Source organism: Actinomycetospora aeridis (genome assembly GCF_037400275.1).
Lineage (GTDB): Bacteria > Actinomycetota > Actinomycetes > Mycobacteriales > Pseudonocardiaceae > Actinomycetospora > Actinomycetospora aeridis.
The window spans coordinates 851,712-876,790 of the sequence record NZ_JBBEGL010000002.1; the positions used below are offsets into that span (position 1 = coordinate 851,712).

Annotated in this window: 23 protein-coding genes; 14 read left to right on the forward strand and 9 right to left on the reverse strand. The window is 73.6% G+C overall.

Annotated features, from left to right (window positions below; all coding sequences use genetic code 11):
• Positions 1–7: 7 nt before the first annotated feature.
• Positions 8–784 (reverse strand): PIG-L family deacetylase, encoded by a 777-nt coding sequence (locus WCD41_RS09685; RefSeq protein WP_337713184.1) that lies wholly within the window; start codon positions 782–784, stop codon positions 8–10.
• 24 nt (positions 785–808) lie between these two features.
• Positions 809–2,359 carry a hypothetical protein gene (locus WCD41_RS09690; RefSeq protein ID WP_337713185.1) on the reverse strand — a complete coding sequence of 517 codons (1,551 nt, stop codon included), beginning with the start codon at positions 2,357–2,359 and terminating at the stop codon, positions 809–811.
• Positions 2,360–2,603: 244 nt separating this feature from the next.
• Here WCD41_RS09690 and WCD41_RS09695 point away from each other — a divergent pair, with 244 nt between their 5' ends.
• Positions 2,604–3,875 carry a class I SAM-dependent methyltransferase gene (locus WCD41_RS09695; protein ID WP_337713186.1) on the forward strand — a complete coding sequence of 424 codons (1,272 nt, stop codon included), beginning with the start codon at positions 2,604–2,606 and terminating at the stop codon, positions 3,873–3,875.
• 135 nt (positions 3,876–4,010) lie between these two features.
• Positions 4,011–4,769 (forward strand): SDR family NAD(P)-dependent oxidoreductase, encoded by a 759-nt coding sequence (locus WCD41_RS09700; protein ID WP_337713187.1) that lies wholly within the window; start codon positions 4,011–4,013, stop codon positions 4,767–4,769.
• A 16-nt stretch (positions 4,770–4,785) separates the two neighbouring features.
• Here WCD41_RS09700 and WCD41_RS09705 read toward each other — a convergent pair whose 3' ends face one another.
• Positions 4,786–6,615, reverse strand: coding sequence for a TM0106 family RecB-like putative nuclease (locus tag WCD41_RS09705; RefSeq protein ID WP_373695096.1), 1,830 nt, complete (start codon positions 6,613–6,615; stop codon positions 4,786–4,788).
• A gap of 201 nt (positions 6,616–6,816) precedes the next feature.
• Between WCD41_RS09705 and WCD41_RS09710 the strand changes: the two genes are divergently transcribed.
• From WCD41_RS09710 to WCD41_RS09740, 7 genes are all read left to right on the forward strand, one after another.
• Positions 6,817–7,572: a DUF6474 family protein gene (locus WCD41_RS09710; RefSeq protein WP_337713188.1), complete on the forward strand. Its 756-nt coding sequence runs from the start codon at positions 6,817–6,819 to the stop codon at positions 7,570–7,572.
• Positions 7,573–7,931: 359 nt separating this feature from the next.
• Positions 7,932–8,918: an IclR family transcriptional regulator gene (locus WCD41_RS09715; protein ID WP_337713189.1), complete on the forward strand. Its 987-nt coding sequence runs from the start codon at positions 7,932–7,934 to the stop codon at positions 8,916–8,918.
• Positions 8,915–9,601: an ABC transporter permease gene (locus WCD41_RS09720; RefSeq protein WP_337713190.1), complete on the forward strand. Its 687-nt coding sequence runs from the start codon at positions 8,915–8,917 to the stop codon at positions 9,599–9,601. The genes WCD41_RS09715 and WCD41_RS09720 overlap by 4 nt, the downstream gene beginning before the upstream one ends.
• Complete coding sequence (locus WCD41_RS09725) at positions 9,594–10,715, forward strand: ABC transporter ATP-binding protein (protein ID WP_373695097.1); 1,122 nt, start codon at positions 9,594–9,596, stop codon at positions 10,713–10,715. The genes WCD41_RS09720 and WCD41_RS09725 overlap by 8 nt, the downstream gene beginning before the upstream one ends.
• Positions 10,712–11,527, forward strand: coding sequence for an ABC transporter permease (locus tag WCD41_RS09730; protein WP_337713191.1), 816 nt, complete (start codon positions 10,712–10,714; stop codon positions 11,525–11,527). The genes WCD41_RS09725 and WCD41_RS09730 overlap by 4 nt, the downstream gene beginning before the upstream one ends.
• Before the next feature lie 95 nt (positions 11,528–11,622).
• Complete coding sequence (locus WCD41_RS09735) at positions 11,623–12,645, forward strand: glycine betaine ABC transporter substrate-binding protein (RefSeq protein WP_337713192.1); 1,023 nt, start codon at positions 11,623–11,625, stop codon at positions 12,643–12,645.
• Between the two features lie 125 nt (positions 12,646–12,770).
• Complete coding sequence (locus WCD41_RS09740) at positions 12,771–13,739, forward strand: glycine betaine ABC transporter substrate-binding protein (protein WP_337713193.1); 969 nt, start codon at positions 12,771–12,773, stop codon at positions 13,737–13,739.
• 9 nt (positions 13,740–13,748) lie between these two features.
• Here WCD41_RS09740 and WCD41_RS09745 read toward each other — a convergent pair whose 3' ends face one another.
• Positions 13,749–14,441, reverse strand: a complete 693-nt coding sequence (locus WCD41_RS09745; protein ID WP_337713194.1) for an NAD(P)H-binding protein — start codon at positions 14,439–14,441, stop codon at positions 13,749–13,751.
• Positions 14,442–14,606: 165 nt separating this feature from the next.
• Here WCD41_RS09745 and WCD41_RS09750 point away from each other — a divergent pair, with 165 nt between their 5' ends.
• Complete coding sequence (locus WCD41_RS09750; protein WP_337713359.1) at positions 14,607–15,674, forward strand: amidohydrolase family protein; 1,068 nt, start codon at positions 14,607–14,609, stop codon at positions 15,672–15,674.
• Entirely contained in the window at positions 15,671–16,411 is a 741-nt protein-coding gene (locus WCD41_RS09755; RefSeq protein WP_337713195.1) for an iron-sulfur cluster assembly protein, read from the forward strand. Before WCD41_RS09750 ends, WCD41_RS09755 begins: the two co-directional genes overlap by 4 nt.
• Before the next feature lie 158 nt (positions 16,412–16,569).
• Here WCD41_RS09755 and WCD41_RS09760 read toward each other — a convergent pair whose 3' ends face one another.
• From WCD41_RS09760 to WCD41_RS09775, 4 genes are all read right to left on the reverse strand, one after another.
• The gene (locus WCD41_RS09760; RefSeq protein ID WP_337713196.1) at positions 16,570–17,436 is read right to left on the reverse strand and encodes a hypothetical protein; all 867 of its coding nucleotides are present in this window, start codon (positions 17,434–17,436) and stop codon (positions 16,570–16,572) included.
• A 341-nt stretch (positions 17,437–17,777) separates the two neighbouring features.
• On the reverse strand, positions 17,778–18,905 hold the full coding sequence (locus WCD41_RS09765) for a 5-methyltetrahydropteroyltriglutamate--homocysteine S-methyltransferase (RefSeq protein WP_337713197.1): 1,128 nt from the start codon (positions 18,903–18,905) through the stop codon (positions 17,778–17,780).
• Positions 18,906–18,915: 10 nt separating this feature from the next.
• Positions 18,916–19,740 carry an IclR family transcriptional regulator gene (locus WCD41_RS09770; protein WP_337713198.1) on the reverse strand — a complete coding sequence of 275 codons (825 nt, stop codon included), beginning with the start codon at positions 19,738–19,740 and terminating at the stop codon, positions 18,916–18,918.
• 25 nt (positions 19,741–19,765) lie between these two features.
• A complete protein-coding gene (locus WCD41_RS09775) occupies positions 19,766–20,746 on the reverse strand; it encodes an aldo/keto reductase (RefSeq protein ID WP_337713199.1) in 981 nt (326 codons plus the stop codon).
• Positions 20,747–20,828: 82 nt separating this feature from the next.
• Here WCD41_RS09775 and WCD41_RS09780 point away from each other — a divergent pair, with 82 nt between their 5' ends.
• A complete protein-coding gene (locus WCD41_RS09780; RefSeq protein ID WP_337713200.1) occupies positions 20,829–23,186 on the forward strand; it encodes a glycoside hydrolase family 65 protein in 2,358 nt (785 codons plus the stop codon).
• A 30-nt stretch (positions 23,187–23,216) separates the two neighbouring features.
• Here the strand turns inward: WCD41_RS09780 and WCD41_RS09785 are convergent, their stop codons facing one another.
• A complete protein-coding gene (locus tag WCD41_RS09785; protein WP_337713201.1) occupies positions 23,217–23,624 on the reverse strand; it encodes a hypothetical protein in 408 nt (135 codons plus the stop codon).
• Positions 23,625–23,765: 141 nt separating this feature from the next.
• On the opposite strand from WCD41_RS09785, the gene WCD41_RS09790 reads away from it, so the two are divergent.
• Positions 23,766–24,677: a helix-turn-helix domain-containing protein gene (locus WCD41_RS09790; protein ID WP_337713202.1), complete on the forward strand. Its 912-nt coding sequence runs from the start codon at positions 23,766–23,768 to the stop codon at positions 24,675–24,677.
• Positions 24,678–24,732: 55 nt separating this feature from the next.
• Positions 24,733–25,077, forward strand: coding sequence for a DUF397 domain-containing protein (locus tag WCD41_RS09795; protein WP_337713203.1), 345 nt, complete (start codon positions 24,733–24,735; stop codon positions 25,075–25,077).
• Positions 25,078–25,079: the final 2 nt, after the last annotated feature.

Sequence of the window (25,079 nt, forward strand, 5' to 3'; positions counted from 1 at the left end):
CGGTGCTCTAGGCCGGGAAGAGGGTGTCCTCGCGCTGTGCGGGATCACCGCCGACCCGGATGAACCACTCCGTGCCGAACGCCAGGGCGAACCGGTCGTCGGGCAGCGCGAGGAAGAAGGAGTCCTCGGGGATCTGGCTGCGGTGCGCCCGCATCGCCCCACGCTTCGCGCCCAGCCACGGCGTGACGTCGACGCGCGTGGTCAGCTCCGCCTCGGCGGAGCCGAACGCCTCGGGATCGAGGTCGGGCATCTCCTCACCGGCGTCGCGGGCCATCCGGGCCATGCGCCGGAAGTCGTCCCGGTTGCTCGTCGCCTCGTAGACCCGCGGCGTCCCGGCCAGCTCCCCGGCCCGGCGACCCACCCGGTGCACCTGGATGTGGTCGGGGTGCCCGTAGCCGCCGATGCGGTCGTACACGGTGAGGACCTCGGCGTCCTCCTCGCGCAGGATCGCGGCGAGCCGCTCGGCGGCCTCCTCGACGTCCGCCGACCAGAACGACCCGGCCGCGCCGTTGGTGTCGGTGTCGACCATCCCGGAGTCGACGTACCCGAGGAACTCGACCCGGGCCACGCCGAGCACCTCGGCGGCGTCGTGGGTCTCCTTGACGCGGCGCTCGGCCAGGGTCTCGCCGTCGTCGAGCACGCCGGGCACGATCTCGCCGTGCTCGCCCCGGGTGGCGACGACCAGCACCACCCGGTGCCCGGCGTCGGCGGCGGCGCGCATCACGCCGCCGCAGGAGATGCACTCGTCGTCGGGGTGCGCGTGGAAAGTGACCATGGTCGCCACGGTGATGAGCCTAGTGATCGGCCCTCAGGCCAGCGCGATCGAGGCCATCAGGACGATCGCGACGAGCAGCAGGAGCGCCACCGTCCCGAGGATCACGCCGGCGCGCGGTCCGGGGCCGCGGGCGAAGAGCTCGCGGCCCTGCAGTCCCTCGGAGCGCGCGGCCGCGCTCGCCCACGGCGGGGCGGTGTCCTCGGGGCGCGCCACCCCACCCCCGGCGTCCCGCGCCCGCACCGCGCCGGGCACGAACTGCGTGCGCTCCGGCGGCGGGGGCGGACCGGGTCGGGTGGGCGGGACGGCGGCCCGCGGCGCCGCGGCCCGCGGGGGTTCCGGACGCCGGCGCACCACCTGCGTCGGCTCCTCACGCACCACGACCTGCGTCCGGTCGGCCTCCGGGCCCGCGGCACCGCGCACGACCTGCGTCGTCTCCGGCGACGCGTCGGCGTCGGGGTCCGCGTCCTGCGCCGACCACCGGAAGGGCGGCGGGAACGGGTCCGCCGGCAGCGGGCGCTCGTCGGTGCGGGCGTCGTCGTCCTCGTCCTCGTCCAGGGGCGGCGGGGGCGGGCGCAGGGCCGGCGACGACGGGCGCGACTCCGGCAGCGGAGGAGCCTCCGCGGGGGTGGCCGGGACGGGGATGCCCCGCGGCTCCGGGGAGGCGGGATCGTCCTCCCCTGGGACCGGCGTCACCGGCTCGGGCGGTGCTTCGTGGATCGCAGCGTCCTCGCCGGAGGGATCGTCCACGCCGGAGCGCTCGTCTCCTGGAGCGCCGTCGCCCGACGGGACCTGCGACCCCGGCGGTGCGTGGATCGCCGCGTCCTCGCCGGAGGGCTCTTCCTCCGGAGCGCCGTCGCCGGACGCGACGGTCGTCGGCTCGGGCGCCGGAGGCGCGAGGGCGTTCTCGACGGCGCCGGCCGACGGCATGGCCGGAGCCCGGGGCACGTCAGGTTCCGGGGCGGCCGGCGCGGGCGCGTCCGGGGCCGACGTCACCGGCGGCGGCGGTGACGTCGGCGGTGCCGTCGTCAGTGGTGACGGCGGTGCCGACGGCGATGGTGACGGCGGTGGCGGCGCCTCGGGTCCGGGCGGGGGCCGGACCGCGCCGGTGTCGACCGGTGCGGTCGGGCCGGTGCCCCGCGCGGCGGCTGGCGGAGCCACCGGCGCCTTCCGCGACGCAGCCCCCGGCGCACTCCCCGGCCCACTCCCCGGCCCACTCCCCGGCCCACTCCCCGGCCCACTCCCCGGCGGGCGGGACGGCGGCGCCGGTGGTGGTCGCCGGTCGGTCGGCGCTGCCGGGCGTGCCGGTCGTTCCGCCGGCGCCGACGGCCCGCTCGGGGGCGGGGTGGCGGATGCCGGACGGGCCGCCCGCGTCTCGTACTCGCCGTCGAAGTCGGCGTCGAAACCCAGCTCCTGGTCCGCGGCGTCGAGCTCGCTGTCGTCGAGGTCGTCGCGCGCGGGCGGCGGTGGAGGCCCCGGCAGGCGGGCCGCGAGGATCTCGTCGCGACGCCGCCGGTAGGACTCGGCGTCGACCCGGCCGGTGGCCAGGTCCTCGTCGAGCCGACGCAGCTGCTCCGGGACGCCCATCACACCTTCCTCCGAGGCCCTGCCGAAGCCACGAGATCACCGTCGGACCTGGGCAGGTTCCGCACGGTAACGCACGACCGCGGTCCGTGAGTGATCGTCGGTTCGACGACCAGGAGCGTGATCTCGGCGAAAAGCAGCGAACACCCCGGCGCCCGATGACGAAGGTGGCGGCGAACGCGGCGCACGAGGAGCGCCGTCGACGCCGAGCGGTCGAACCCCTGGCCGCTGACGAGAGGACATCGCCGTGTCTCCGAGCTCGCGCACCACCGCAACCACCGTCGCGGGCGGTCGTGTCGTGCCGCGTCCCGCGGAAGGTGTGTGGCCGGGACTGCAGGATCCGGGCGAGAACCGGCTGCGGATGACCGTGGCCCGCGGGCTGGTGCGCTCGGCGGTCAAACGGCTCCCGATGCACCTGGTGTGGCCGGACGGGTCGGTCGAGGGCGATCCGCAGGGACCGGGGCTGCGCCTGATCCGCCCCGAGGCGTTCTTCACGCGTCTCGGACGGCACGGTCTCATCGGTTTCGGCGAGGGCTGGATGGTCGGCGACTGGGACTCCGACGACCTCGTCGGCGTGCTGCGCGCCATGACCGACCACATCGAGGAGCTCGTCCCGCGACCGCTGCGCAACCTGCGCCGCCTCTACGACCGGGGCCAGCCGCGCGAGGAGGTCGCCGCCGACGCCGAGGTCTCCCAGGAGAACGTGCACCGGCACTACGACCTGTCGAACGACCTGTTCTCGCTGTTCCTCGACGAGTCGATGATGTACTCGGCCGCCTGGTTCGACCCGGAGCGCCCGGACGAGCCGCTCACCGACGCCCAGCACCGCAAGATCGACGGCATCCTCGACCTCGCCGGCGTGCGGGCGGGCCAGCACGTCCTCGAGATCGGCACGGGCTGGGGCGAGGCGGCCATCCGGGCGGCGCAACGCGGCGCGCGCGTCACCACGCTGACGTTGTCGGTCGAGCAGGCGGAGCTGGCCCGCGCCCGGGCCGAGAGTGCCGGGGTCTCCGACCGGATCACGATCGACGTCCGCGACTACCGCGAGGCCACGGGCTCGTACGACGCCGTGATCAGCGTCGAGATGATCGAGGCGGTCGGCGAGCGCTTCTGGCCCGAGTACTTCCGCACCGTGGACCAGCTCCTCGCCCCCGGCGGGCGCTTCGGCCTCCAGTCGATCACCATGCCGCACCACCGGCTCGAGGCGACGAAGTCGTCGTACACCTGGATCCACAAGTACGTCTTCCCCGGCGGGCTCATCCCGAGCCTCGAGGCCATCGACGACACCCTCGCCCGGCACACCTCGATGCACGTGGTCGACCGGCGCTCGATCGGGCTCGACTACGCCGAGACCCTGCGCCGCTGGCGGGAGACGTTCCTCGCCCGCGAGCCCGAGGTGCGCGCGCTCGGCTTCGACGAGACGTTCGTGCGGATGTGGGACTTCTATCTCGCCTACTCCGAGGCCGGCTTCGCCTCGCGCTACCTCGACGACTACCAGCTCGGGATCGCGCGGCGCTGATCGGCGGGGTGGGGCGGAACGGGGTGCCGAGGGCCACGAACGGTCAGTGCTGACCGCCGCCGGGTGTCGGGGATAGCCTCCGCGCGGGTACACGCCCCCGACCGTTTCCCGCCCGCAGAGGAGCACCGCACCGAGATGGACACCAAGGACGTCGCCGCGATCGTCACCGGCGGGGCCTCCGGCCTCGGCGGTGCCACCGTCCGCCGGCTCGCCGGGCAGGGCGCCCGCGTCGTCGCGATCGACCTGCCGAAGGCCGTCGACGGTGCCGAGGCGCTCGACAACGTCTCCTACGTCGGCGCCGACGTCACCGACGGCGACCAGGTGGCCGCGGCGGTCGAGGCCGCCACCGCGACCGGCTTCCCGCTGCGCGTGGTGGTCAACTGCGCCGGTATCGGGACCGCGGGCCGGGTCCTGTCGAAGAAGGGCCCGCACGACCTGGGCGTCTTCAACCAGGTCGTCGGCGTCAACCTCATCGGCACGTTCAACGTCATGCGGCTCGCGTCCGAGGCCATCGCGGCGACCGAGCCGCTCGCCGACGGCGCGCGCGGCGTCGTGGTCAACACCGCGTCGGTGGCCGCGTTCGAGGGGCAGATCGGCCAGATCGCCTACTCCGCCTCGAAGGGCGGCGTCGTCGGGATGACCGTGCCGGCGGCCCGCGACCTCGCCCAGTACGGCATCCGCGTCATGACCGTCGCGCCCGGCATCATCGACACCCCGATGCTCGCGGGCGTCGAGGAGTCGTTCCGCGAGCAGCTCGCCGCCGGGATCCCGTTCCCGCAGCGGCTCGGGCGACCCGACGAGTACGCGCAGCTGGTCGCCCAGATCATCGAGCACGACTACCTGAACGCCGAGGTCATCCGCTTCGACGGCGGCTTGCGCATGCAGCCGCGGTGAGACCTCGCAGCTCGGGTCACAGCTCCGTGAGCAACGGGACCTCCAGGACCCGCTCCGACGTCAGCCACGTGCGCAGCGTCCACGTGGCCCGGACGTCGTCCTCGTTGTAGACGAGCAGCCGCTCGCGCTGCGCCGGGTCGGGCTCGCCGCCGTCGAGCCCGACCGCGTCGCGGTACCAGCGCATGGAGTTCTCGCCGCCGGCCTCCGGGTCGTGCCAGGCGAAGCCGGCCGACGGCGCGACCCGCTTGAGGCCCTTGCCGTGGGGGCAGAGGAACGACTCGCTGACGACGGGGAACAGGTCGATCCACGCCTCGGAGGCGATGAACTCCTCGACCTCGTCGGCCGACGGCACGCCCGGCATGCCGCCGAAGCGCTCGACCGACCCGCGCAGCCAGCGGTTCTCGGCCTGCTCGTTGTAGCAGTAGGCCCGCAGCACGAGCCCCTGCGCGGCGCAGCGGGCGCGCACGTCGGCGAGCCACGTCCAGAACTCACCGAACGAGCGGCCCTCGTCGCGGGTGGGCAGCGGGTCCCACGTGACGAACGCGCGGTAGCCGTGCTCGAGCCCGATGTCGGCGCCCGAGAGCAGCGCACCCCAGAGGTAGGCGCCGTCCTCGCCGAGGCTCTCCATGTCGACGTCGACCTCGACGTCGCCGCGCGCGACGGCGGGCCGCGCGACGCGGCGCACGAGCGGGACGTCGTGGGTCCACGCCCGGGCGAGCGCGACGGCCTCGACGAGGTCCGGACCCTCGAAGCCGCCCTCGCCGACCTCGGGATCGGGCTCCGGGCCCGGGAGGCCCTCGGCCGGGTCGAGCGCGGCGAGCTCGCGCACCGTGCCGACGCCGCGGCCGCGCAGCCGCAGCGCGGCGTCGCCGCGCACGACGAGGCTGACGTCGTCGGCCGCCCGCAACGCCGCCTCGCACGTCGGCCACCAGGGGCAGCGCCGGCACTCGGTGATGCGCGAGGGCTCGGCCAGCGCCGGCGCGCGCGACCGCGCGGCCTCGGCGACGGCCAGCCGATCGGCGTGGCGACGGTCGTAGGTGTCGAGCGCGCTGCGCCCGCCCGGGCCCCCCGACCCGCCCGACCGGGCCGCGAGGTCGATCCACACGACGACGTCGGCGTCGAGGCCCACGACCCCGCCCCACACCGGCGCGTCCGGGCCCTCGGGCGGCGCCAGGCCCGCGGCCCGCAGCATGCGGTGCAGGTGGGCCAGGCGCAGCACGTCGCGCGTCACCGTGCGGACCCGCCGCGCGTCGTCCGGCGCGGCCCACTCCGGATGGGGGCGGGCGAGCGGGGAGGTGAGCGCGCCCTCGCCCGGGTCGGTGACGCGGTGGCGCACGACGATCAGCGGCCACCAGCCCGCGGACGGGTCGCCCGGCACCGCACGCACCAGCGCGTCGGCGCCCCCGCGACGGCCCTCGCCGGCGGGCAGCTCGGCGCCGCCGACGACGTCGGGCAGCCACGCGGTGTCGGCGAGCACCTCCCGCGTCGCGGCCGCACGCTCCCGGGCGCTCGGGGCGGGGGGCACCGCGGCCCATCGCGAGCCGAGGAGCTCGGCCCAGCGGGCGGCCAGCGCGGCCCGGTGGGACGCCGCGTCCGCCTTGCGCATCGCGACCCCCGGATCGGCGTCGTCGCCGGGAGGCGGGCCGCCCGGCCCGAGATCCTCCGGGGGGACGTGCTCGAGGTGGACCCGGCGGCGGCAGCGCGTCGTGGCGGCCGCGTCGAGCAGGACCGGGCGCGGCACGCCCGCCGACGCCGGGGAGTCCGGCGCAGCGGCGGAGGAGGCGGCCGGGGTGGCCGGGGGGGCCGCGCACCCGTCGCCCGCCTCGTGCGCGGTGGTCGTGCTCATGCTCCGAGCTTCCCACGGCACCCCGACACCGCTGGTCGTCGCGGGCCGGGGGCGTCCGGGCCGGGCGTGTGGAACCGCGACGGCCCGGGCACTCGGGCCATCGACGCGCCGGGCGGATCACGCCCCCCGGCGTACCGCCCCCGCCACTAGGGTGCGGGAGATCCGGCCGGGACATGGGCGGACACGAGGACGGGAGGGTCCATGGGACTGCTGCGGCGCCGCGAGCGGCCGGCGACGGAGGCGGACGCCATGGAGGTGGGCGACGACGTCTACGTCGTGAGCAGGAAGGCGGCCGACCTCGCCGTCAAGGCGCAGAAGGAACGTCGCCGTGCGGCCCTCGCCGATCGGCACCTCGCGGAGACCCAGGAGGCGACCCTCCTCGGCGACAAGAAGGCGCTCAAGGCCGCGAAGAAGCGCCAGCGCTCCGAGGAGACCGAGGTCGACAAGGACGACGGCCTCGACGGCCTCGACCCGTGGACCGGCGCGAAGGTGAAGCGCTACATCGGCATCGCCCGGATCGTCGTGCCGATCGTGGCCCCGATCGTGTACCAGGGCGTGGGCATGGCCCGGGACCGCTGGGACGCGCACCGCGCGCGCCAGCTGGGCGTCGCGCCGGACGAGCTCGGGGAGTTCACCGGCCGCGGCGCCGCGCTCTACGCGCGCGTCCACAACATCGCGCTCTCCGTCCAGGACCTGCGCACGCGCCACGGCGGCGGCGACAGCACGCGCTCGTCGGAGATCCGCGCGTTCGTCGAGGACGCCGAGCAGCGCCTGTCCGACCTCGAGTCGGCCGTGCGCGCCGCGGAGCAGATGCCCGCGAGCCGGCGGCGCAGCGCCCACGTCGCGGTGGCCGGTGAGCTCGAGCGCATCGAGGACCGTCTGCTCGCCCTCTGGGGTGTCGGTGGCACGCCGCGGGCGGCCGTCGGCGGCGCGCGTCCCGGGCCCGACGCGCGCTGACCGTGCCGGGGTTGCCCCGCAGGGGCGGCCCGCCGTGTTCCCGGCACATCACGATCTCGACACAGGTGCCGCGTCACCGCCCGTGATGCCGCGGGCCCTCAGGGCGTGTCCCAGATCACAAACGTGCCCTGGAGCTGCAAGAATCCGGTCGTGCACGTCCCGATGCGCCCTCCGCTGCTACCCACCGCGTCCGGACTCCCCCGGTAAACGTCCCTCGAATGTCGGACCAACGGGGTGACAACTCGCGCTTCCCCCGCCTAATGTCCCCGCAGCCGTTGTCGCAGGGACAACGCCCGTTGCCCCAGACGCCCCACCGAGGACGATCTGCGCGACGGGGACACGGGAGGGGAGGGCGGGTCGTGAGCCCTCGTGCGCGCACCGGCGGGCCCGAGGCCCCGGCGCCCCGCTCCCCGAGCGCGACCACCGCGACCACCGCGACCACCGCGGCCATCGGCCCGAAGGACCCGGCGACCCGGGGGCGGCGCCCGCGCGACGAGGCCGGCGGCCCGGTCAACCGCGCGCTCGACGTCCTCGACCTCCTCGGCACCCCCGGCGGGCCCTCCTCGCTCGGCGTGGTCGAGATCGCGCGCCAGCTCGGACGGGACAAGTCGCAGGTCTCGCGCCTGCTCAAGCTCCTCGCGGACGCCGGGTACGTCGACCGCGAACCCGGTTCGCTGCGCTACCGGATCGGCACGCGCCTGTTCGCGATCGGCGCCACCGCGGTCGACCGGCGGCTGCGCGACGAGGCCGACGCCGCCGTGGCGCGCGAGGCCGCGCTGCTCGGCGAGCGGGTCGACGTCGGCATCCGCAGCGGCGGCAGCGTCATGACCATCAGCACCGCCGCGCCGGACAGCGAGCTGCGCGCCGCGGGGTGGGTGGGGCGCACGGTGCCGTTGTCGTGTACCGCCACCGGGCGTGCACTCCTGTTCGACCTCGACACCGCCGCGATCGCCCGGGTGATCGTGCCCGAGGGTCTCGGACCGGCCGGCCCGGCCGCGCCGCGCTCGCTCGACGAGCTGGTCTCCCGGATCGCCGACGAGCGCCTCCGGGGCTGGTCGATCGCCCGTCACGAGACCGACCGCGGCCTCCTCTCGCTCGGCGCGCCGGTGCGCGACAGCAGCGGCGCCGTCGTCGCCGCCCTCGGGGTGAGCGGTCCCGAGTCGCGCGTCGACCCCGTGCTCGACGAGGTCCGTGCCGCGGTGCTGCGGGCGGCCTCCGACCTGTCCCGGGCGCTGGGGGTGGCGAGCTCGCCGGGGCGCGCCACCGCCCGCGCCGGACCATCCGGACCGACCACCGAGGTGTCTCCCCTGTCCACCCCCCCTGCTCCCGAGAGAGGAGCGTCGTGAACTTCCTGGACTATCTCGCCAGCAACTCGCAGCAGATCGTGTTCCTGACGCAGGCCCATTTCCTGGTGGTCCTCATCGCCGTCGGCCTGGGCTCGCTGATCAGCGTCGCCCTCGGGCTGGCGGTCTCCACCGGAGAGCCCGACCCGCGCCGGTTCTCCCTCGACTGGTTCGCGGCCGGCGTGCGCGAGGGCGGGCTGGTCTTCACCGCAGCGCTGCTCACCGTGCCGTCGCTGGCACTGTTCGCGCTGTTCCTGCCCATCACCGGGCTCGGGGTCACCACCGCGATCATCGTGCTGACGATCTACACGCTCTACACGGTGCTGCGGAACACCGTCGCCGGCCTCACCACGGTCGACCGTGCGGTGCTCGAGTCCGCCAAGGGCCTCGGCTACGGCCGGCTGCGCCGGCTGCTCACCATCCAGCTGCCGCTGGCGTGGCCGGTCATCCTCAACGGCATCCGCGTCACCACGCTGATCTCGATCTCGATCGCCGTGGTCGGCGCCGTCGTCCAGGGACCCGGGCTCGGCATCCTGCTCCTCAACGGGATCTCCCGCATCGGTGCGGCGAACTCCTTCTACCAGGTCCTCGCGGGCACGCTGTTGTGCCTGATCGTCGCCGCCGTCTTCGAGATCTTCTTCGCCATCGTCCAGCGCCTGACCATCCCCAGGGGGATCCGTGTCTGACAATCCCGACCAGACCGCCGTCGTCCCGGAGCCCGGCGCCGGCCAGACCGACACGATCGTTCTCGAGGGCGTCGAGAAGATCTACCCGGGCAGCACCAGCCCGGCCGTGAGCCAGCTCGACATGACCATCAAGCAGGGCGAGATCGTCATGCTGATCGGCCCCTCGGGCTGCGGCAAGACCACCACGCTCAAGATGATCAACCGGCTGATCGAGCCGACCTCGGGGCGCATCCTGCTCGACGGCAAGGACGTCACCCACGTCAACGGTGACCTCCTGCGCCGCCAGATCGGCTACGTCATCCAGCAGGGCGGCCTGTTCCCGCACTTCACGATCGCCGACAACATCGGCGTCGTCCCGAGGATGCTCGGCTGGGACAAGCAGCAGATCAAGGAGCGCGCCGACGAGCTGCTCCACCTCGTGGGCCTCGAGCCCTCGACGTTCCGCGACCGCTACCCGCGCCAGCTCTCCGGCGGCCAGCAGCAGCGCGTCGGCGTCGCCCGGGCGCTCGCCGCGAACCCGCCGGTCATGCTCATGGACGAGCCGTTCGGCGCCATCGACCCGATCACGCGCGACCGCCTCCAGGACGAGTTCCTGGAGATCCAGCGCACCGTCGGCAAGACGATCGCGTTCGTCACCCACGACCTCCAGGAGGCCGTGAAGCTCGGCGACAAGATCGCCGTCTTCGCGACCGGCAAGCTCGAGCAGTACGCGGACCCCGAGACCGTCCTGACCCGCCCGGCGAACGACTTCGTGTCCGACTTCGTCGGCGGCGGCGCGGCGGTCCGGCGGCTGTCCCTGCTCGAGCTCGCCCGCCTGGAGCTGCACCCCATCGAGACCGACGAGAGGGCCGTCGGCAACGCCAACGGCACCCCGGTGGTGGAGGTCGACGGCTCCGGCAAGCCGGTGTCGTGGCGCCACCTGCCGGGCGCCGACGCCACGGGCGTCGCGCTGGTGACGGTCCCCATCTCGGGCACGGTCTACGACGCGGTCGACGTCATGCTCGACGGCTCGGCCTCGCTGGTCGCGGTCGTCGACGACGCCGGTCGCGCGCAGGGCGTCCTGCACTGGAACGACCTCGTGAGCGGGCTGCGCACCCGGGAGCGTGACGCATGAGCACGGCGACCCCGGAGACGATCAACACCCAGGCGGAGGAGTCCGTCGAGGAGGTCGAGGGCAAGCAGGCCGGCGGCCTCGCGCGGATCTGGCAGCAGCACTACGACCTGGTCATCCTGCCGGCGATCATCCTCCTGCTGCTGATCCTGCTGTTCGTGTACATCCAGACGCGCGACCTCGACACCATCGAGGAACGCGTGCTCGCCGCCGACAACGTGTGGGGGCTCCTGCGCCAGCACCTCTGGCTCGCCGCCCTGTCGACGATCCTGGTGCTGGTCATCGCGGTCCCGCTGGGCATCGTGCTGAGCCGCCGCGGCGCGCGGCGCGCGCAGGGTCCGGTCCTCGCCATCGGCGGCTTCGCGCAGGCACTGCCGCCGTTCGGCGTCCTGCTGCTCATGGCGTTCTGGCTCGACTTCGGCGTCACCACCGCCGTCATCGGCCTGACGCTGGCCGCGCTGCTCCCGGTGCTCCGCAACACGGTCATCGGTCTGCAGCAGGTCGACCAGTCGCTCATCGAGGCGGCGCGCGGGATGGGGATGTCGTCCCGGCAGACGCTGTTCCGCGTCGAGATCCCGCTCGCGGTACCGGTCATCGTCGCCGGTCTGCGCGTGGCGCTCGTGCTCAACGTCGGTACCGCCACCCTGGCGAGCTACATCGGTGCGGGTGGCCTGGGCGAGCTCGTCCAGCAGGCGCTGCGGCTCAACCGCATCAACGTCCTGCTGGTCGCCGGGGCGGTCATCGCCACGGTCGCCCTGCTCATCGACTGGCTCGCCGGCGTCGTCGAACGCGTCGTCGTCGCCCGATCCGGCTGAGCCCGGTCCGGCTGACGCCGGCCCCTCGAGATTTTCTCTCGGCCGTCCGCCCCGCCCGCGAGGCCCGGCCAACCCCGGAGGATAAGGAGAACACTGTGCGGTGGACATTCCGCGGTGACCGAAGCGGTCGCCGTTCCGGTTGGCGTGCGGGCGCTGTCACGCTCGCCGCGACGGCCCTCCTGGCCGCAGGCTGCGGTGGCCTGTCGGGCAGCGGCCAGCCCGCGGCCCAGGGCGGCAGCCTGGCGGCCAGCGGCATCAACCTGCAGGGCCAGACCTACACGGTCGGTGGCAAGGAGTTCGACGAGCAGCTGGTCCTCTGCAAGATGACCATCGCGTCCCTCCAGTCGGTGGGCGCCACGGTCAACGACCGCTGCAACATCACCGGTACCGCGTCGACCCGCGCCGCCCTGACCGGCGGGCAGATCGACATGTACTGGGAGTACACCGGTACCGGCTGGATCACCCACCTCAAGAACGCCTCGCCGATCCCGGGCTCCGAGCAGCAGTACATCGCGACCCGTGACGCGGACCTGGCGCAGAACAACATCGTCTGGCTGCCGCCGTCGCCGTTCAACAACACCTACGGCCTCGCGGTGACCCGTCCGTTCGCGGAGCAGAACAACCTGCGCACGCTGACCGACTGGGGCAACTTCACCAACAGCGGCAACCCGGCGGCGACGCTCTGCGTCGAGGCCGAGTTCGCCGGCCGCGACGACGGCCTCGCCGGGCTGTTCCGGACCTACGGCGTCACCAACCCGCCGGCCGGCCCGCCGCAGCTGAACACGCTCGACACGGGCGCGATCTACCAGGCCACCGCCAACGGCAACCCGTGCAACTTCGGCGAGGTCTTCACCACCGACGGCCGCATCCCCGGCCTGAACCTGGTGACGCTGCAGGACGACAAGAACTACTTCCCGCAGTACAACGCGTCGCCGACCTTCCGCAAGGAGGTCTTCGACCGGAACCCCTCCGTCGCCCGCGTCTTCGAGGCCATCACGCCGCGGCTGACCAACGAGGTGATGCTGGACCTGAACGGGCAGGTGTCCTCGCAGGGGCAGGACCCCCAGCAGGTCGCCACGCGCTGGCTCCAGCAGCAGGGCTTCATCGGCGGCCAGTGAGCCGTGTGAACCCCTGACGATGTGACGACGGCGGCGGCCGGTCGGGTCCCGATGGACCCGGCCGGCCGTCGTCGTGGAACCGGAAAGATCGTCCACGACCGTTCCGAGACGAAGGCGCCACGCCCGTGCCCCGACCCCGGCGTTCCCCGGTCCTGCTCCTCACCCTGATGGTCGCCCTCGTGGCCGCCCTGCTCGCCGGGTGCTCGGACGACCGGCGGCTCACGCCGCCGGGGACCCTCGCCCGGGAGCTCGACCTCAGCGGGCAGACGCTGACCGTCGGGGGCAAGGAGTTCGCGGAGCAGATCCTGCTCTGCAAGATGACCATCGCCCTCCTGCAGTCGACCGGGGCGAACGTCGTCGACCGCTGCGACACGAAGGGCTCGGCCAACGTCCGCGCCGCCCTGACCAGCGGCCAGATCGACATGTACTGGGAGTACACCGGCACCGCCTGGCGGCTCTACCTCTCCCAGGAGTCGACGATCGCCGACCCGCGGACGCTCTACGACGCCGTGCGCACCGCGGACGAGGGCAACCAGGTGACGTGGCTCGACCCCACGCCGTTCAACAACACGTACGCGATCGGCGTGCGCACCGACATCGCGCAGCGCCTGCGGGTCCGGACGCTCTCCGACTTCGCCGCCCTCGTGCGCTCCGGATCGCCCGAGGGGACCCTCTGCGTCGACCAGGAGTTCACGGGGCGCGAGGACGGCCTGCAGGGGCTGCTCGCCACGTACGACGTGCCCCTCGGCGACCGTGCCCTGGACACTCGCGAGATCGACCAGATCTACGACGCGATCGCGGCCGCGAACCCGTGCACCTTCGGCGAGGTGTTCGCCACCGACGGCCGGCTCAACCCGCTGCGGCTCTCCACGCTCGTCGACGACCGCGGCTACTTCCTGCCGTACAACGCCGCGCTGACGGTCCGCAGCGACGTCATGGCCCGCGATCCGCGCCTGGCCCTGCTCGGGCGGATGCTCGCGCCGACGCTCACCGAGCCGGTGATGCGCCAGCTCAACGAGCGCGTGTCCGCCGGTGGCCGCGACCCCGACGAGGTGGCGCGGTCGTTCCTGCGCGAGCAGGGGCTGATCGGGTAGAGGCGTGGGTCAGCGCGGGGCGTTCGCGCCGCTCAGGGCGGCGACGGCCTGCGCGGGCGGCACGGTGCCCCCGATGAGGTCGAGCACGGCGCCGGCCGTGTCCGGGGCGTCGAGGAGGGCCAGGAGCACCGCGGCGACGTCGTCGCGGGTCACCTCGCCGTAGCCCACGGGCGGCTGGCCGTCGACGGCGCCGAGCCGCACGAGGCCGGTGCCCGGGTCGTCGGTGAGGCGCCCGGGCCGCAGGATCGTCAGCTCGATGTCGTCCCGGGCGCGCAGGGCGTCCTCCGCGGCCTTCTTCGCGCGCAGGTAGTGCGCCCACACCGAGTCGTCGTCGCCGGCCGCCGGCGGGTTGTCGATGTTCATCGCCGAGACCAGCACGTAGCGCCGGACACCGGCCGTCGCGGCGGCGTCGGCCAGCAGCAGGGCGGCGTCCCGGTCGACGGTGCCCTTGCGCTCGACGGTGCTGCCCGGGCCCGCCCCGGCGGCGAACACGACGGCGTCGGCGCCGGTCAGGTGGGTCGCGAGCTCGTCGGCGCGGCTCGACTCGAGGTCGGCGACGACCGGCTCCGCGCCGGCGTCGCGCACGTCGTCGGACTGGGCCGGGTCGCGGATGAGGGCGACCGACGCGTCACCCCGGGCGGCGGCCTGCCGCTCGAGGCGCAACGCGATCTTCCCGTGGCCGCCGGCGATGACGATGCGCATGGCCACGACGGTACGCGCGACCCTCGAACCCTGTCCGTTTCGTCCGTTTCGGCGACAGGCGGAAACCGTGGTCTTGCCCACGCCCAAACGATCACGTGTGATGTGGACCGCGTGGCCACCACCACACCCACCACCACGACCGCGCAGCACCAGGAGGCCGTCACCGTGTACGAGAAGAACGGTGAGAAGTACTTCGTCGTCGACTCCCACATGCACTACTGGGACGCCTCGCCCGAGAACTGGGTCCAGGGCGCCGAGCAGTACGCCAAGGGCTGGATCGAGTGCTTCCACGCCTACCAGTCGCTCGGCCCCACCGAGACGCACCAGCCGCTCGAGGAGTTCCAGAAGGTCTCCGAGGACCAGCTGATGCGCGAGGTCTTCGACGAGGGCCACGTCGACGTCGCCATCTTCCAGTCCACGTACCTGCGCGAGTGGTACAAGGACGGCTTCAACACCAGCGAGCGCAACGGCGAGCTCGCGCTGAAGCACCCGGACAAGTTCCGCGTCAACACCCGCTTCGACCCGCGCGACGGCGACGCCGGCATGCGCGAGTTCGAGAAGAACGTCGAGCGCTACCAGCCGCTCGGCGCGAAGCTCTACACCGCGGAGTGGAACGGCGACTCGCGCGGCTTCAAGCTCTCGGACCCCGAGTGCTACCGCTTCCTCGAGCGCGCCCAGGAACTGGGCATCCGCAACATCCACGTCCACAAGGGCCCGACGATCTGGCCGCTGGACAAGGACGCCTTCGACGTCTCCGACGTCGACCACGCGGCGACCGACTTCCAGGGCCTGAACTTCATCGTCGAGCACGTGGGCCTGCCGCGCATCGAGGACTTCTGCTTCATGGCGACGCAGGAGCCCAACGTCTACGCCGGCCTCTCGGTCGTGCTCGGCGGGCTCATGCACGCCCGTCCCCGCTTCTTCGCGAAGGTCATGGGCGAGCTGCTGTTCTGGGTCGGCGAGGACAAGATGACCTTCGGCTCGGACTACAACATCTGGACGCCGCAGTGGCAGGTCGAGGGCCTCGTCGACTGGGACTACCCGGAGAGCGCCGAGTACGACGACTACCCGCGCCTCGGCGTCGACGGCAAGAAGAAGATCCTCGGCCTGAACGCCGCCCGGCTCTACGACATCCCGGTGCCGGCCGAGTGCCGGCTCTCCGCGGACGCCAGCGCGCCGGCCTCGGCCGACGACGCCGAGCTCGTCGAGGACAAGGCGGTGGCCCAGGCATGACGGTGCTCTCCGACGCCCGTGTCGCCGGGTCCAACGCGGCTGCTGCGGCGGCGGCCAAGGGCCTGGCGGCGCGGGTGTGGGAGGCGCTGCGCACCGTGCGCGACCCGGAGCTCGACGCCGACGTCGTCTCGCTCGACTTCGTCGGCTCCTGCTCCGTGTCCGACGGGGTCGCGCACGTGTCGCTGCGCCTTCCCACCTACTTCTGCGCCCCGAACTTCGCGTTCCTCATGGTCGCCGACGCCCACGACGCGGTGTCCGCGGTGCCCGGTGTGGACGTCGCCGACGTGACGCTGGCCGACCACTTCGCCTCCGACGCCATCAACGCCGGCGTCGCCGCGCGGGCCGGCTTCGTCGGGTCCATGGCCGGCACCGAGGTCGGCGAGGCCGTCGAGGAGCTCGACGACCTGCGGCGCACGTTCACCGAGCGCGCGCTGATGGCCGGCACCGACCTCGTCGTGCGCCCCCTCGTGCGCGAGGGGGCGACCCCGGAGCAGGTGGCGGCGATGACGCTCGGCGACGCCCCGCCCTCGGACGACCTCCGGCGCCTCCGGGCCCGCCGCGAGGAGCTCGGCATCCCCTCGGGCGACGGCGACCCGCTCGTCGTCGACCCCTCGGGCGCCACCGTCGGCGTCGAGGCCCTCCCGTTGCACCTGCGCAAGGCACGCTCGTACCAGGTGGGCGTCGACGCGAACACGAGCATCTGCCGCGGCCAGCTCGCGGCGCGCTACGGCGTCTGAGGGGTCGCGGGTCCAGCTCGCGTGGCTCGCCTGGCTCGCTCGGTTGGCGGGCCAGGTCGTGACGAACGAACGGCGCTTTCGCTGCTTCGGAAGCAGCGAAAGCGCCGTTCGTTCCTCCGGGCCCACAGCATTCGGCGCTCACCTCGCCACCGAACGGCTCATGAGGCCTCGGAGACGGGGACGACCGTCAGCTCGGGCCGGGGGCAGGAGGCGGCGAGCAGGTAGTGGCTCCACACCTCCTCGATCACCCGCGCCGGGTCGGCGCGGAGGAGTCGCGGACGGTGGTGGACGACCACGACGCCGGCGGCGACGAACGCCGCCCGGCGACGAGCGGTGGCGTCGTCCCCCTCGGGATGGAACTCGAAGGAGTCGATCTCCCAGGCGAGGCCGACATCGTCGAACCACGCATCCGGTCGACCGAGGAGTCGTCCGTCGGCGCGGAGCACCTTCGGATTCCACAGGACGGTCGGGAGATCGCTCGACTCGTGGAGGTCGCGCGCCCAGCCCTCGCTCGCCGAGCGGATCCCGTCCTCGATCTCGACGAGCACCTCGCGGACCAGCCCGCTACCCCGCTGCGAGCCCGCCTCGAGCTCGTCGCGCAGGCGCGCCACGGTCGACCTGTGGGCGCCGATCACCTCGGCGAGCAGCGCCCGCACCTCGTCGCGATCCGGGCAGCGCCGCAGCGTGTCGACGACCGCACGATCGAGCGGCGCCACCGGGACGTCACCGCGCACGACCGGCGCCGGGAGTCGCTCGGTGCGCTCCACGAGGACGAAGGCGCTCGAGGACACCCGTCGGGCTTCACCCACGAGGACGTGGACCGCATCGGTGTCCGGGACCCGGCGCAGCCCGTGGCGGCGGAGAGCCTCCACCCCGGTGAGGACGGCGTCGGGACGGGCGTAGACCAGCGCGATCTCGACGAGCTGTTCCCTGGTCGGCACTCCGCTCTGCAGCACCGCCGTGCCGCGCACCGGGCGCTGCCACAGACCGCGGCGGATGCGGCGGGCGACGGTCGCCGACGACACGCCGGCAGCGACTAGGTCGGCGACGGCGACAACGCGGTGTGGAGCGAGGAACGACAGCTCACTCGGAGTCGGTCCCGGTTGGCGAGGACGGCGCGGCATGCGTCGAGACTCCGGCGCCGCCGGCCCGCGAAGGTACTCGCTCGCCGGCACCTGGGGACGGCGGCACCCGGTGTGCACGGGGAACGCCCGCGTTGAGGCGATCGTTCGCCCGGTCGGACGACCCGACGTGGCGATCGCCGCGTCGCCGGAAACACGAACGGCGCTCTCGCTGCTTCGGTAGCAGCGAAAGCGCCGTTCGTTCGTCTCCGGGCCCCGCGCTGGGCGGGTGGGGAGGCGAGGGGTCAGCCCCAGACGTCGCGCGCCACGGAGACGACGAGGTCGAGCTTCGCCCGCTGCTGGTCGGCGGTGAGGTCGTTGCCCTCCACCGTCGAGGAGAACCCGCACTGCGGGGAGAGGCAGAGCTGCTCGAGCGGCACGTACTTCGTCGCCTCCTCGATGCGGCGCTTGAGGGTGTCGGGGTCCTCGAGCTCGCCGGTCTTGGTGGTGACGAGGCCCAGCACGACCTGCTGGTCGCCGCGGGGCACGAAGCGCAGGGGCGAGAAGTCGCCGGAGCGGGCGTCGTCGTACTCGCAGAAGAACCCGTCGACCTCGAGGCCGCCGAAGACGGTCTCGGCGACGTAGTCGTAGCCGCCCTCGGCCGCCCAGGAGGAGCGGTAGTTGCCGCGGCACATGTGGGTGGTGACGCGCAGGTCGGCCGGGCGGTCGCGGAGGACCTCGTTGATCGTGGCCACGTAGCGCTCGTGCATGTGGTCGGCGTCCTCGCCGCGCGCGGCCATCGACTCGCGCTGGGCCGGGTCGTTGAGGTACGCGAGCGAGGTGTCGTCGAGCTGCAGGTAGCGCACGCCGATGTCGTAGAGCCGCGACACCTCGTCGCGGTAGGCGGCGGCGAGGTCGGCCCAGAACGCGTCGGGGTCGCTGTACGGCGAGCCCTCGTGCACCGGGGCGCCGCCGAGCCGGTAGTGCAGCATCGAGGGCGAGGGGATCGTCAGTTTCGGCACCGCCGACGAGGTGAACGACGCCAGGGTGGTGAAGGCGTCGCCGAAGATCGTCTGCGAGACCCCGATCCGCTGGTCGATCACCAGCGACATGGCGGCGAAGGTCAGGTCGCCGGAGGCGTTGCGGAAGGCCACCTCGACCGACGAGTCCTTCGACGAGGTCACGCCGTCGAGCTGGTAGAGGAAGTCCATGTGCCACGAGGTGCGGCGGAACTCGCCGTCCGTGGCGGCCTGCAGCCCGGCGTCCTCCTGCAGCCGGACCGCGTCGCGGATCGCCTCGTCCTCGACCTTGCGCAGCTCGTCGGCGCCGATCCGCCCCTCGGCGTGGTCGGAGCGCGCCTGCTTGAGGGCGGGCGGGCGCAGGAGGCTCCCGACGTGGTCGGCGCGGAACGGGGCGCTGGTCCGGGGACTCATGCGCGGCAGGCTATCCGCGCCGTACGGCGCCCGGCCCGCCGTCGTCCCATCCAGCGGAAACGGGATCCGCGAGCGCCACGGACAGGCGACGGGCGCCCTCGCGGACCGCGCGTTCGAGCCGGTCGCGGCGGTCGGCGATGCTGCCCGGACCGCCCGCGGGCACGACCGGCACGGCCACCGCGACCGCCCCCACCAGCACGGGAGCCTCGCCGGTGGACACCCGCACCGGCGCCGCCATGCAGGCCAGGCGCTCGCGGAGCTCACCGCGGTCGACGGCGAGGTCACGGCGGCGCACGGCGTCCAGCTCGCGCTCGAGCTCGTCGCGGTCGGTCATCGTGCGGTAGGCGTGGGAGGGCAGGCCGTCGCGGTCGAGGATCGCCCGCCGGGCGGTGGCACCGGACTCGGCCAGCCAGAGCTTCCCGACGGCCGTCGCGTGCAGCGCACCGCGCCAGGTGGAGATCACCGGAACGGGGTGCTGGGCGCAGTCGTCGTGCCCGACGACCACCACGTCGTCGTCCCGGAACGCCGCGTAGAGCGCGCCCGCGCCCGCGGTGCCGTGCACCTCGCCGAGGATCCCGCCGAGCCCCCGCGGCACGGGCAGCTGGGCGACGAGACGGTCGTGCAGCGCCGGCAGCTTCGGGCCGAGACCGAACCCGCGCGGTTCCTCGAGGCGCACCAGGTAGCCGTCGGACACGAGGCTGTCGAGCAGGTGGTAGGTCGTCGAGAGGTTGTACTCGAGCCGGCGCGCGACGGCCTTCGCGCTGATCCCGTCGCCCGCGGCGGCGACGACCTCCAGCACCTGCAGGGCGCGGTGCACCGAGGAGAGCGCGCTCACACGCTCCACGAAACCCGAGCGGCGCTCACCCCGCCAGTCGAGTGTCCTCCGACGCCTCGGTGAGCGCGGCGACCTCGTCGGCGGCGAGGACCAGGTCCGCCATGGGCAGGATCGTCGCGAGCTGCTCGACCGTGCGGGCCGACGCGATCGGGGCCGTGACGGTCGGCTGGGCGGCCAGCCACGCGAGCGCGACCGCGGCCATCGGCACGCCGTGGGCGTCCGCGACCCCGGTGAGGACGTCGAGCACCCGCGTCCCCCGCGCGTCGAGGTAGGCGACGGCCCCGCCGGCGCGCGCCGAGGCCATCGGTCCGCTGGTGTCCGGCGGCGCGTCGCCCGGCCGGTACTTCCCGGTGAGGAAGCCCTTGGCCAGCGCGAAGTACGGCATCACCCCGAGGTCGGCGTCGGCCGCGACGTCGGCCAGCTCGTCCTCGTAGACCGCGCGCTCGACGAGGTTGTAGTGCGGCTGCAGCGCGACGGGCCGGGCGAGGCCGTGGCGCTCGGCCACCGTGAGCGCCGAGGTCAGCCGCTCCGCCGAGTAGTTCGACAGCCCGACGTGACGGATCTTCCCGGCCCGCACGAGCTCGTCGAACGCCCCGAGCGCGTCCTCGAGCGGGGTGTCCGGGTCGTCGCGGTGGGCGTAGTAGAGGTCGATGTGGTCGGTGCGCAGCCGCCGCAGCGAGTCGTCGCAGGCGGCCCGGACGTTCTCCGGCGACAGCCCCGGCCGCTCGGGCCACGAGCCGACCTTGGTCGCGACGACCATCCGGTCGCGGACCCCGCGCGCGGCCATCCAGTCACCGAGGACCCGCTCGGAGTCGCCACCGCTGTTGCCCTCGACCCGCCAGGTGTAGGAGTCGGCGGTGTCGACGAAGTTCCCGCCCGCGGCGAGGTAGGCGTCGAGCACCGCGGCCGACGCCGCCGCGTCGGCCGTCCACCCGAAGACGTTGCCGCCCAGGCAGAGCGGGTGGACGTCGAGCTCCGTGCGGGGGATGCGGACGTGATCGGCCATGCGCTCCACCGTAGGCCCGGTCGCCGGATCGGCCCGGGCTACGCTCCGCGCGCGTGAACAGTCCCGTGGACGAGGAGAAGCCGTGATCAGCAACCCGTTCCGCGTCGACCCGTGGACGGTGCACGAGCCGCACGTCGACCTCGACGCGCTCCCCCAGACCGAGTCGCTGTTCGCCCTGGCCAACGGCCACGTCGGCATGCGCGGCAACCTCGACGAGGGGGAGCCGCACGCGATGCCGGGCACGTACCTGAACTCGTTCTACGAGTCGCGCCCGCTGCCGCACGCCGAGGGCGGGTTCGGCTACCCCGACGAGGGCCAGACGCTGGTCAACGTCCCCAACGGCAAGCTGATCCGGGTGCTCGTCGACGACGAGCCGCTCGACGTGCGCTACGGCCAGGTGCGCGCCCACCACCGCACGCTCGACATGCGCGCGGGCACGCTCACCCGCCACGTCGACTGGGTCTCCCCCAACGGGCAGCGGGTGACGGTGACGTCGGAGCGCCTGGTGTCGTTCTCGCAGCGCTCGGTCGCCGCGATCTCCTACGAGGTCGCCGTGCCCGAGGACGCGGGCTCCGAGGCCCTGCTGGTCATCCAGTCCGAGCTGTTCGCCAACGAGCAGATGCCGGTCATCGAGGGCGACCCGCGGGTGGCGGCGGCCCTGCAGAACGTGCTCGTGCCCGAGCACCACTCCAACTCCACGCACGGCGCGCGCATGACCCACCAGACGCGGCGCTCCGAGCTGCGGGTCGGCGCGGCGATGGAGCACCAGGTCTTCGGGCCCGACGACGCGCAGGTCACCAGCTCCTGCTCGAACAACGTCGGGCGCACCACGGTGATCACGCGGCTGAAGCCCGGCGAGAAGCTGCGCGTCGTGAAGTACATGGCCTACGGCTGGTCGAGCCAGCGCTCGCAGCCCGCGATCGTCGACCAGGTCGAGGCCGCGCTCGACGCCTCGGTCTACACCGGGTGGGACGGCCTCGTCGCCGCCCAGCGGGAGTACCTCGACGCCTTCTGGGCCAAGGCCGACCTCGAGATCGACGGCGACCCGCGGCTGCAGCAGGCGCTGCGCTTCTGCCTGTTCCAGGTCCTGCAGGCCGGCGCCCGGGCCGAGCACCGCGCGATCGGCGCCAAGGGTCTCACCGGCCAGGGCTACGACGGCCACAGCTTCTGGGACGGCGAGACGTTCGTGCTCCCGGTGTTCATGTACACCCAGCCGCGCGCGGCGGCCGACGCCCTGCGCTGGCGCCACAGCACCCTCGAGATCGCCACCGCGCACGCCGCGCACCTCGGGCTCGACGGTGCGGCGTTCGCCTGGCGGACGATCAACGGCGAGGAGTGCTCGGGCTACTGGCCGGCCGGCACCGCGGCGTTCCACGTCAACGCCGACATCGCCGACGCCGTGATGCGCTACGTCGCCGCCACCGACGACAAGGAGTTCGAGCGCGAGATCGGCGTCGACCTGCTGGTGGCCACCGCGCGGCTGTGGCGCTCGCTGGGCCACCACGACAGCGACAGCGCCTTCCGCATCGACGGCGTCACCGGCCCCGACGAGTACTCCGCGGTGGCCGACAACAACGTCTACACCAACCTCATGGCGCAGAAGAACCTGCGCGGGGCCGCCGACGCCGCGGTGCGCTGGCCCCGCGAGGCCGAGCGCCTGCACGTCTCGCCCGAGGAGATCGCGAGCTGGCGCTCGGCGGCGAGCTCGATGGTCATCCCCTTCGACTCCGCCCTCGGTGTGCACCAGCAGAGCGAGGGGTTCACCCGGCACGCGGTGTGGGACTTCGAGAACACGCCGGAGGAGAACTACCCGCTGCTGCTGAACTACCCGTACTTCGACCTCTACCGCAAGCAGGTCGTCAAGCAGCCGGACCTCGTGCTCGCGATGGTGCAGTGCCCCGACGCGTTCACCCCGCAGCAGAAGCACGACAACTTCGTCTACTACGAGCGCGTGACCGTCCGGGACTCCTCGCTCTCACCCGGGACGCTCGCGGTGATGGCCGCCGAGACCGGCCACATGGACCTCGCCTACGACTACCTGTGCGAGTCGGCGCAGATGGACCTCGCCGACCTCGAGCACAACGTCCGCGACGGCGTCCACCTCGCCGCGATGGGCAGCGCGTGGACCTCGATAGTCATGGGCCTGGGCGGCATGCGCACCCACGACGGGCGGCTGACGTTCGCGCCGCGGCTGCCCGAGGCGCTGTCGGGCGTGCGGTTCCGCATCCAGTGGCGGGGGCGCTCGCTGCACGTCGAGGTGGCGAGCACGGAGGTCACGTACACGCTCGAGGAGGGTGACGACCTCGAGATCGGGCACCACGGCGGGTCGGTCACCGTCGCGAAGGGCGAGCCGGTCACGCAGGACGTGCCGCCCCCGCCCCCGGTCGGCGACGTCGAGCAGCCCCCCGGTCGGGCGCCGCTGTTCCGGCGCCACGCCTGATCCTGCGCGCCGGCCCCTCCGCGCCGACCCCTACCCCAGGGTCCGGACGGGGACGATCCGGTGCCGCCGGCGCGCGGTGCAGACCCCGAGCGCGCGCCACGGCACCGGCGGCGTCGGCACCTGGTAGCGCGTGCGGGCACCGTGCCAGAGCCCGTCGGCGCCCCGGTCCCACCGGGCGACGCCCGGGACCTGGCCGAGCACGGTCACCGTCACGAGGCCGGGCGGCTCGGGGTCGACGGAGACGTCGTAGCCCTCGCCGCCGACGGGCAGGCCGCACCGGCAGTGCGTCAGCGTCGCGCGGTGGCCGGTCGCGGTGGTGGTCGTCGTCCCGGACGCCGGTTCCGCGGGGAGGATCCACGTCGGTTCTCCCGGCGTGGACGGCACCACCACCGGGGTGGCGGGCGGGTCGGCCACGGGCTCGCCGGAACGTTCGGTCACCAGGGCCTCCATGTCACGCGAGAGCACCGTTACATGTAGGTGGAAGCGTAGTTCACCGATTCGTGTCGCGGGAGGTGGCTACCCTCTCGACGTTCGGCACCGATCGGCGGTGCCGCAGGGGGTCGAGGAGGGACGCGGGGCGTGGATCGCACCGCCGACGTGGGGGAGACCGGACACAGCGGGGGCAGCGGGCCGGACCGGTCCGACCCCAGCGCGCTGCGCTGGCTCATCGGGCACGAGCTGCGCTCGGCGCGGGAGCTCGCCGGCCACACGCAGACCGCGGCCGCCCGCGTCCTCGCGTGCACCCACGCGAAGATCAACTACCTGGAGCAGGGCAAGAACCAGCAGCGTCCCGACGAGGTCGCCCGCCTGCTGCGCTCCTACGGCGCCGCCCCGGCCGACGTCGAGCGCCTCGCCTCGCTCGCCTCGGCGGCCGACCGCGGCACCTGGTGGGCGCCGTTCGCGGACGTCGTGCCCGACTGGCTGCGCACCTTCGTCGGGCTCGAGGGCCTCGCGACGGCCGCCTTCGCCTACGAGCCGCTGCTGCTGCACGGCCTGCTCCAGACCCGCGCCTACGCCACGGCGCTGCTCGCCGACGCGCTGCGCGTCCCGGTCGTCGACGTCGAGCGCGTCGTCGCCCTGCGCCTGGCCCGCCAGCAGCGCCTGCACGACCGCGCGCGGCCGCTGCGCTACGAGGCGGTGATCGAGGAGACGATCCTGGACCGCCTCGTCGGGGGCCCCGCCGTCATGGCGGAGCAACTCGACCATTTGCTCACTCTCTCGGAGCAGGAGAACGTCAGCATCCGGGTCATGCCGTTGGCGGTCGCCGTACACGACGGGCTCGACGGCGAGTTCACGCTCCTCGATTTCGACGCTGCGCGATCAATTGGTTACGTGGAGTTCCAGGACGGGGCGGTCTACGTCCAGGATCCTGACCGGATTGGCGGATACCGCACCGCCGCTGCCAGACTCCACGCCGTAGCGCTGCCGGAGGACGCCTCGGTCCAGGTGATCCGCGACCGCCGCGCGGCGCTGACACCTCAGGCCCACTGAGCCCCGAGCCCGTGCCGCGGCCGCATCGCTCCCCCCGGTGCAAGGAGACGAGTCCATGATCAACGAATGGCGGACCTCCAGCTTCAGCTCCAACGGCGCCAGCTGCGTCGAGGTCCTCGAGGCCGACGGCGCGACCTACCTGCGCGACACCAAGGAGAACGGCGAGGGTGCGGTGCTGCACCTCGACGCGCAGGCCTGGTCGGCGTTCCTCGACGAGGTCGCCCGTGACGTCCCCTCGGCCAACGGTGCGGTCGAGGTGACGACGCCGGACGCCCGGGCCGACGGGGGCCGTGCGGTGCTCGAGCACTCCTCCGGCGCGGTGCTGCACTTCCGCGACGACGAGTGGGTCGCCTTCCGCCGCGGCGTGCTCGCCGGGGAGTTCGGCGCACCCCGGGCCTGAGC

Excerpts from the sequence above, each read along its gene's own strand:
- WCD41_RS09690 (WP_337713185.1), bottom strand. The coding sequence starts at position 2,359 with ATGGGCGTCCCGGAGCAGCTGCGTCGGCTCGACGAGGACCTGGCCACC.
- WCD41_RS09700 (WP_337713187.1), top strand. The coding sequence starts at position 4,011 with ATGGACACCAAGGACGTCGCCGCGATCGTCACCGGCGGGGCCTCCGGC.
- WCD41_RS09705 (WP_373695096.1), bottom strand. The coding sequence starts at position 6,615 with ATGAGCACGACCACCGCGCACGAGGCGGGCGACGGGTGCGCGGCCCCC.
- WCD41_RS09710 (WP_337713188.1), top strand. The coding sequence starts at position 6,817 with ATGGGACTGCTGCGGCGCCGCGAGCGGCCGGCGACGGAGGCGGACGCC.
- WCD41_RS09730 (WP_337713191.1), top strand. The coding sequence starts at position 10,712 with ATGAGCACGGCGACCCCGGAGACGATCAACACCCAGGCGGAGGAGTCC.
- WCD41_RS09745 (WP_337713194.1), bottom strand. The coding sequence starts at position 14,441 with ATGCGCATCGTCATCGCCGGCGGCCACGGGAAGATCGCGTTGCGCCTC.
- WCD41_RS09755 (WP_337713195.1), top strand. The coding sequence starts at position 15,671 with ATGACGGTGCTCTCCGACGCCCGTGTCGCCGGGTCCAACGCGGCTGCT.
- WCD41_RS09765 (WP_337713197.1), bottom strand. The coding sequence starts at position 18,905 with ATGAGTCCCCGGACCAGCGCCCCGTTCCGCGCCGACCACGTCGGGAGC.
- WCD41_RS09775 (WP_337713199.1), bottom strand. The coding sequence starts at position 20,746 with ATGGCCGATCACGTCCGCATCCCCCGCACGGAGCTCGACGTCCACCCG.
- WCD41_RS09795 (WP_337713203.1), top strand. The coding sequence starts at position 24,733 with ATGATCAACGAATGGCGGACCTCCAGCTTCAGCTCCAACGGCGCCAGC.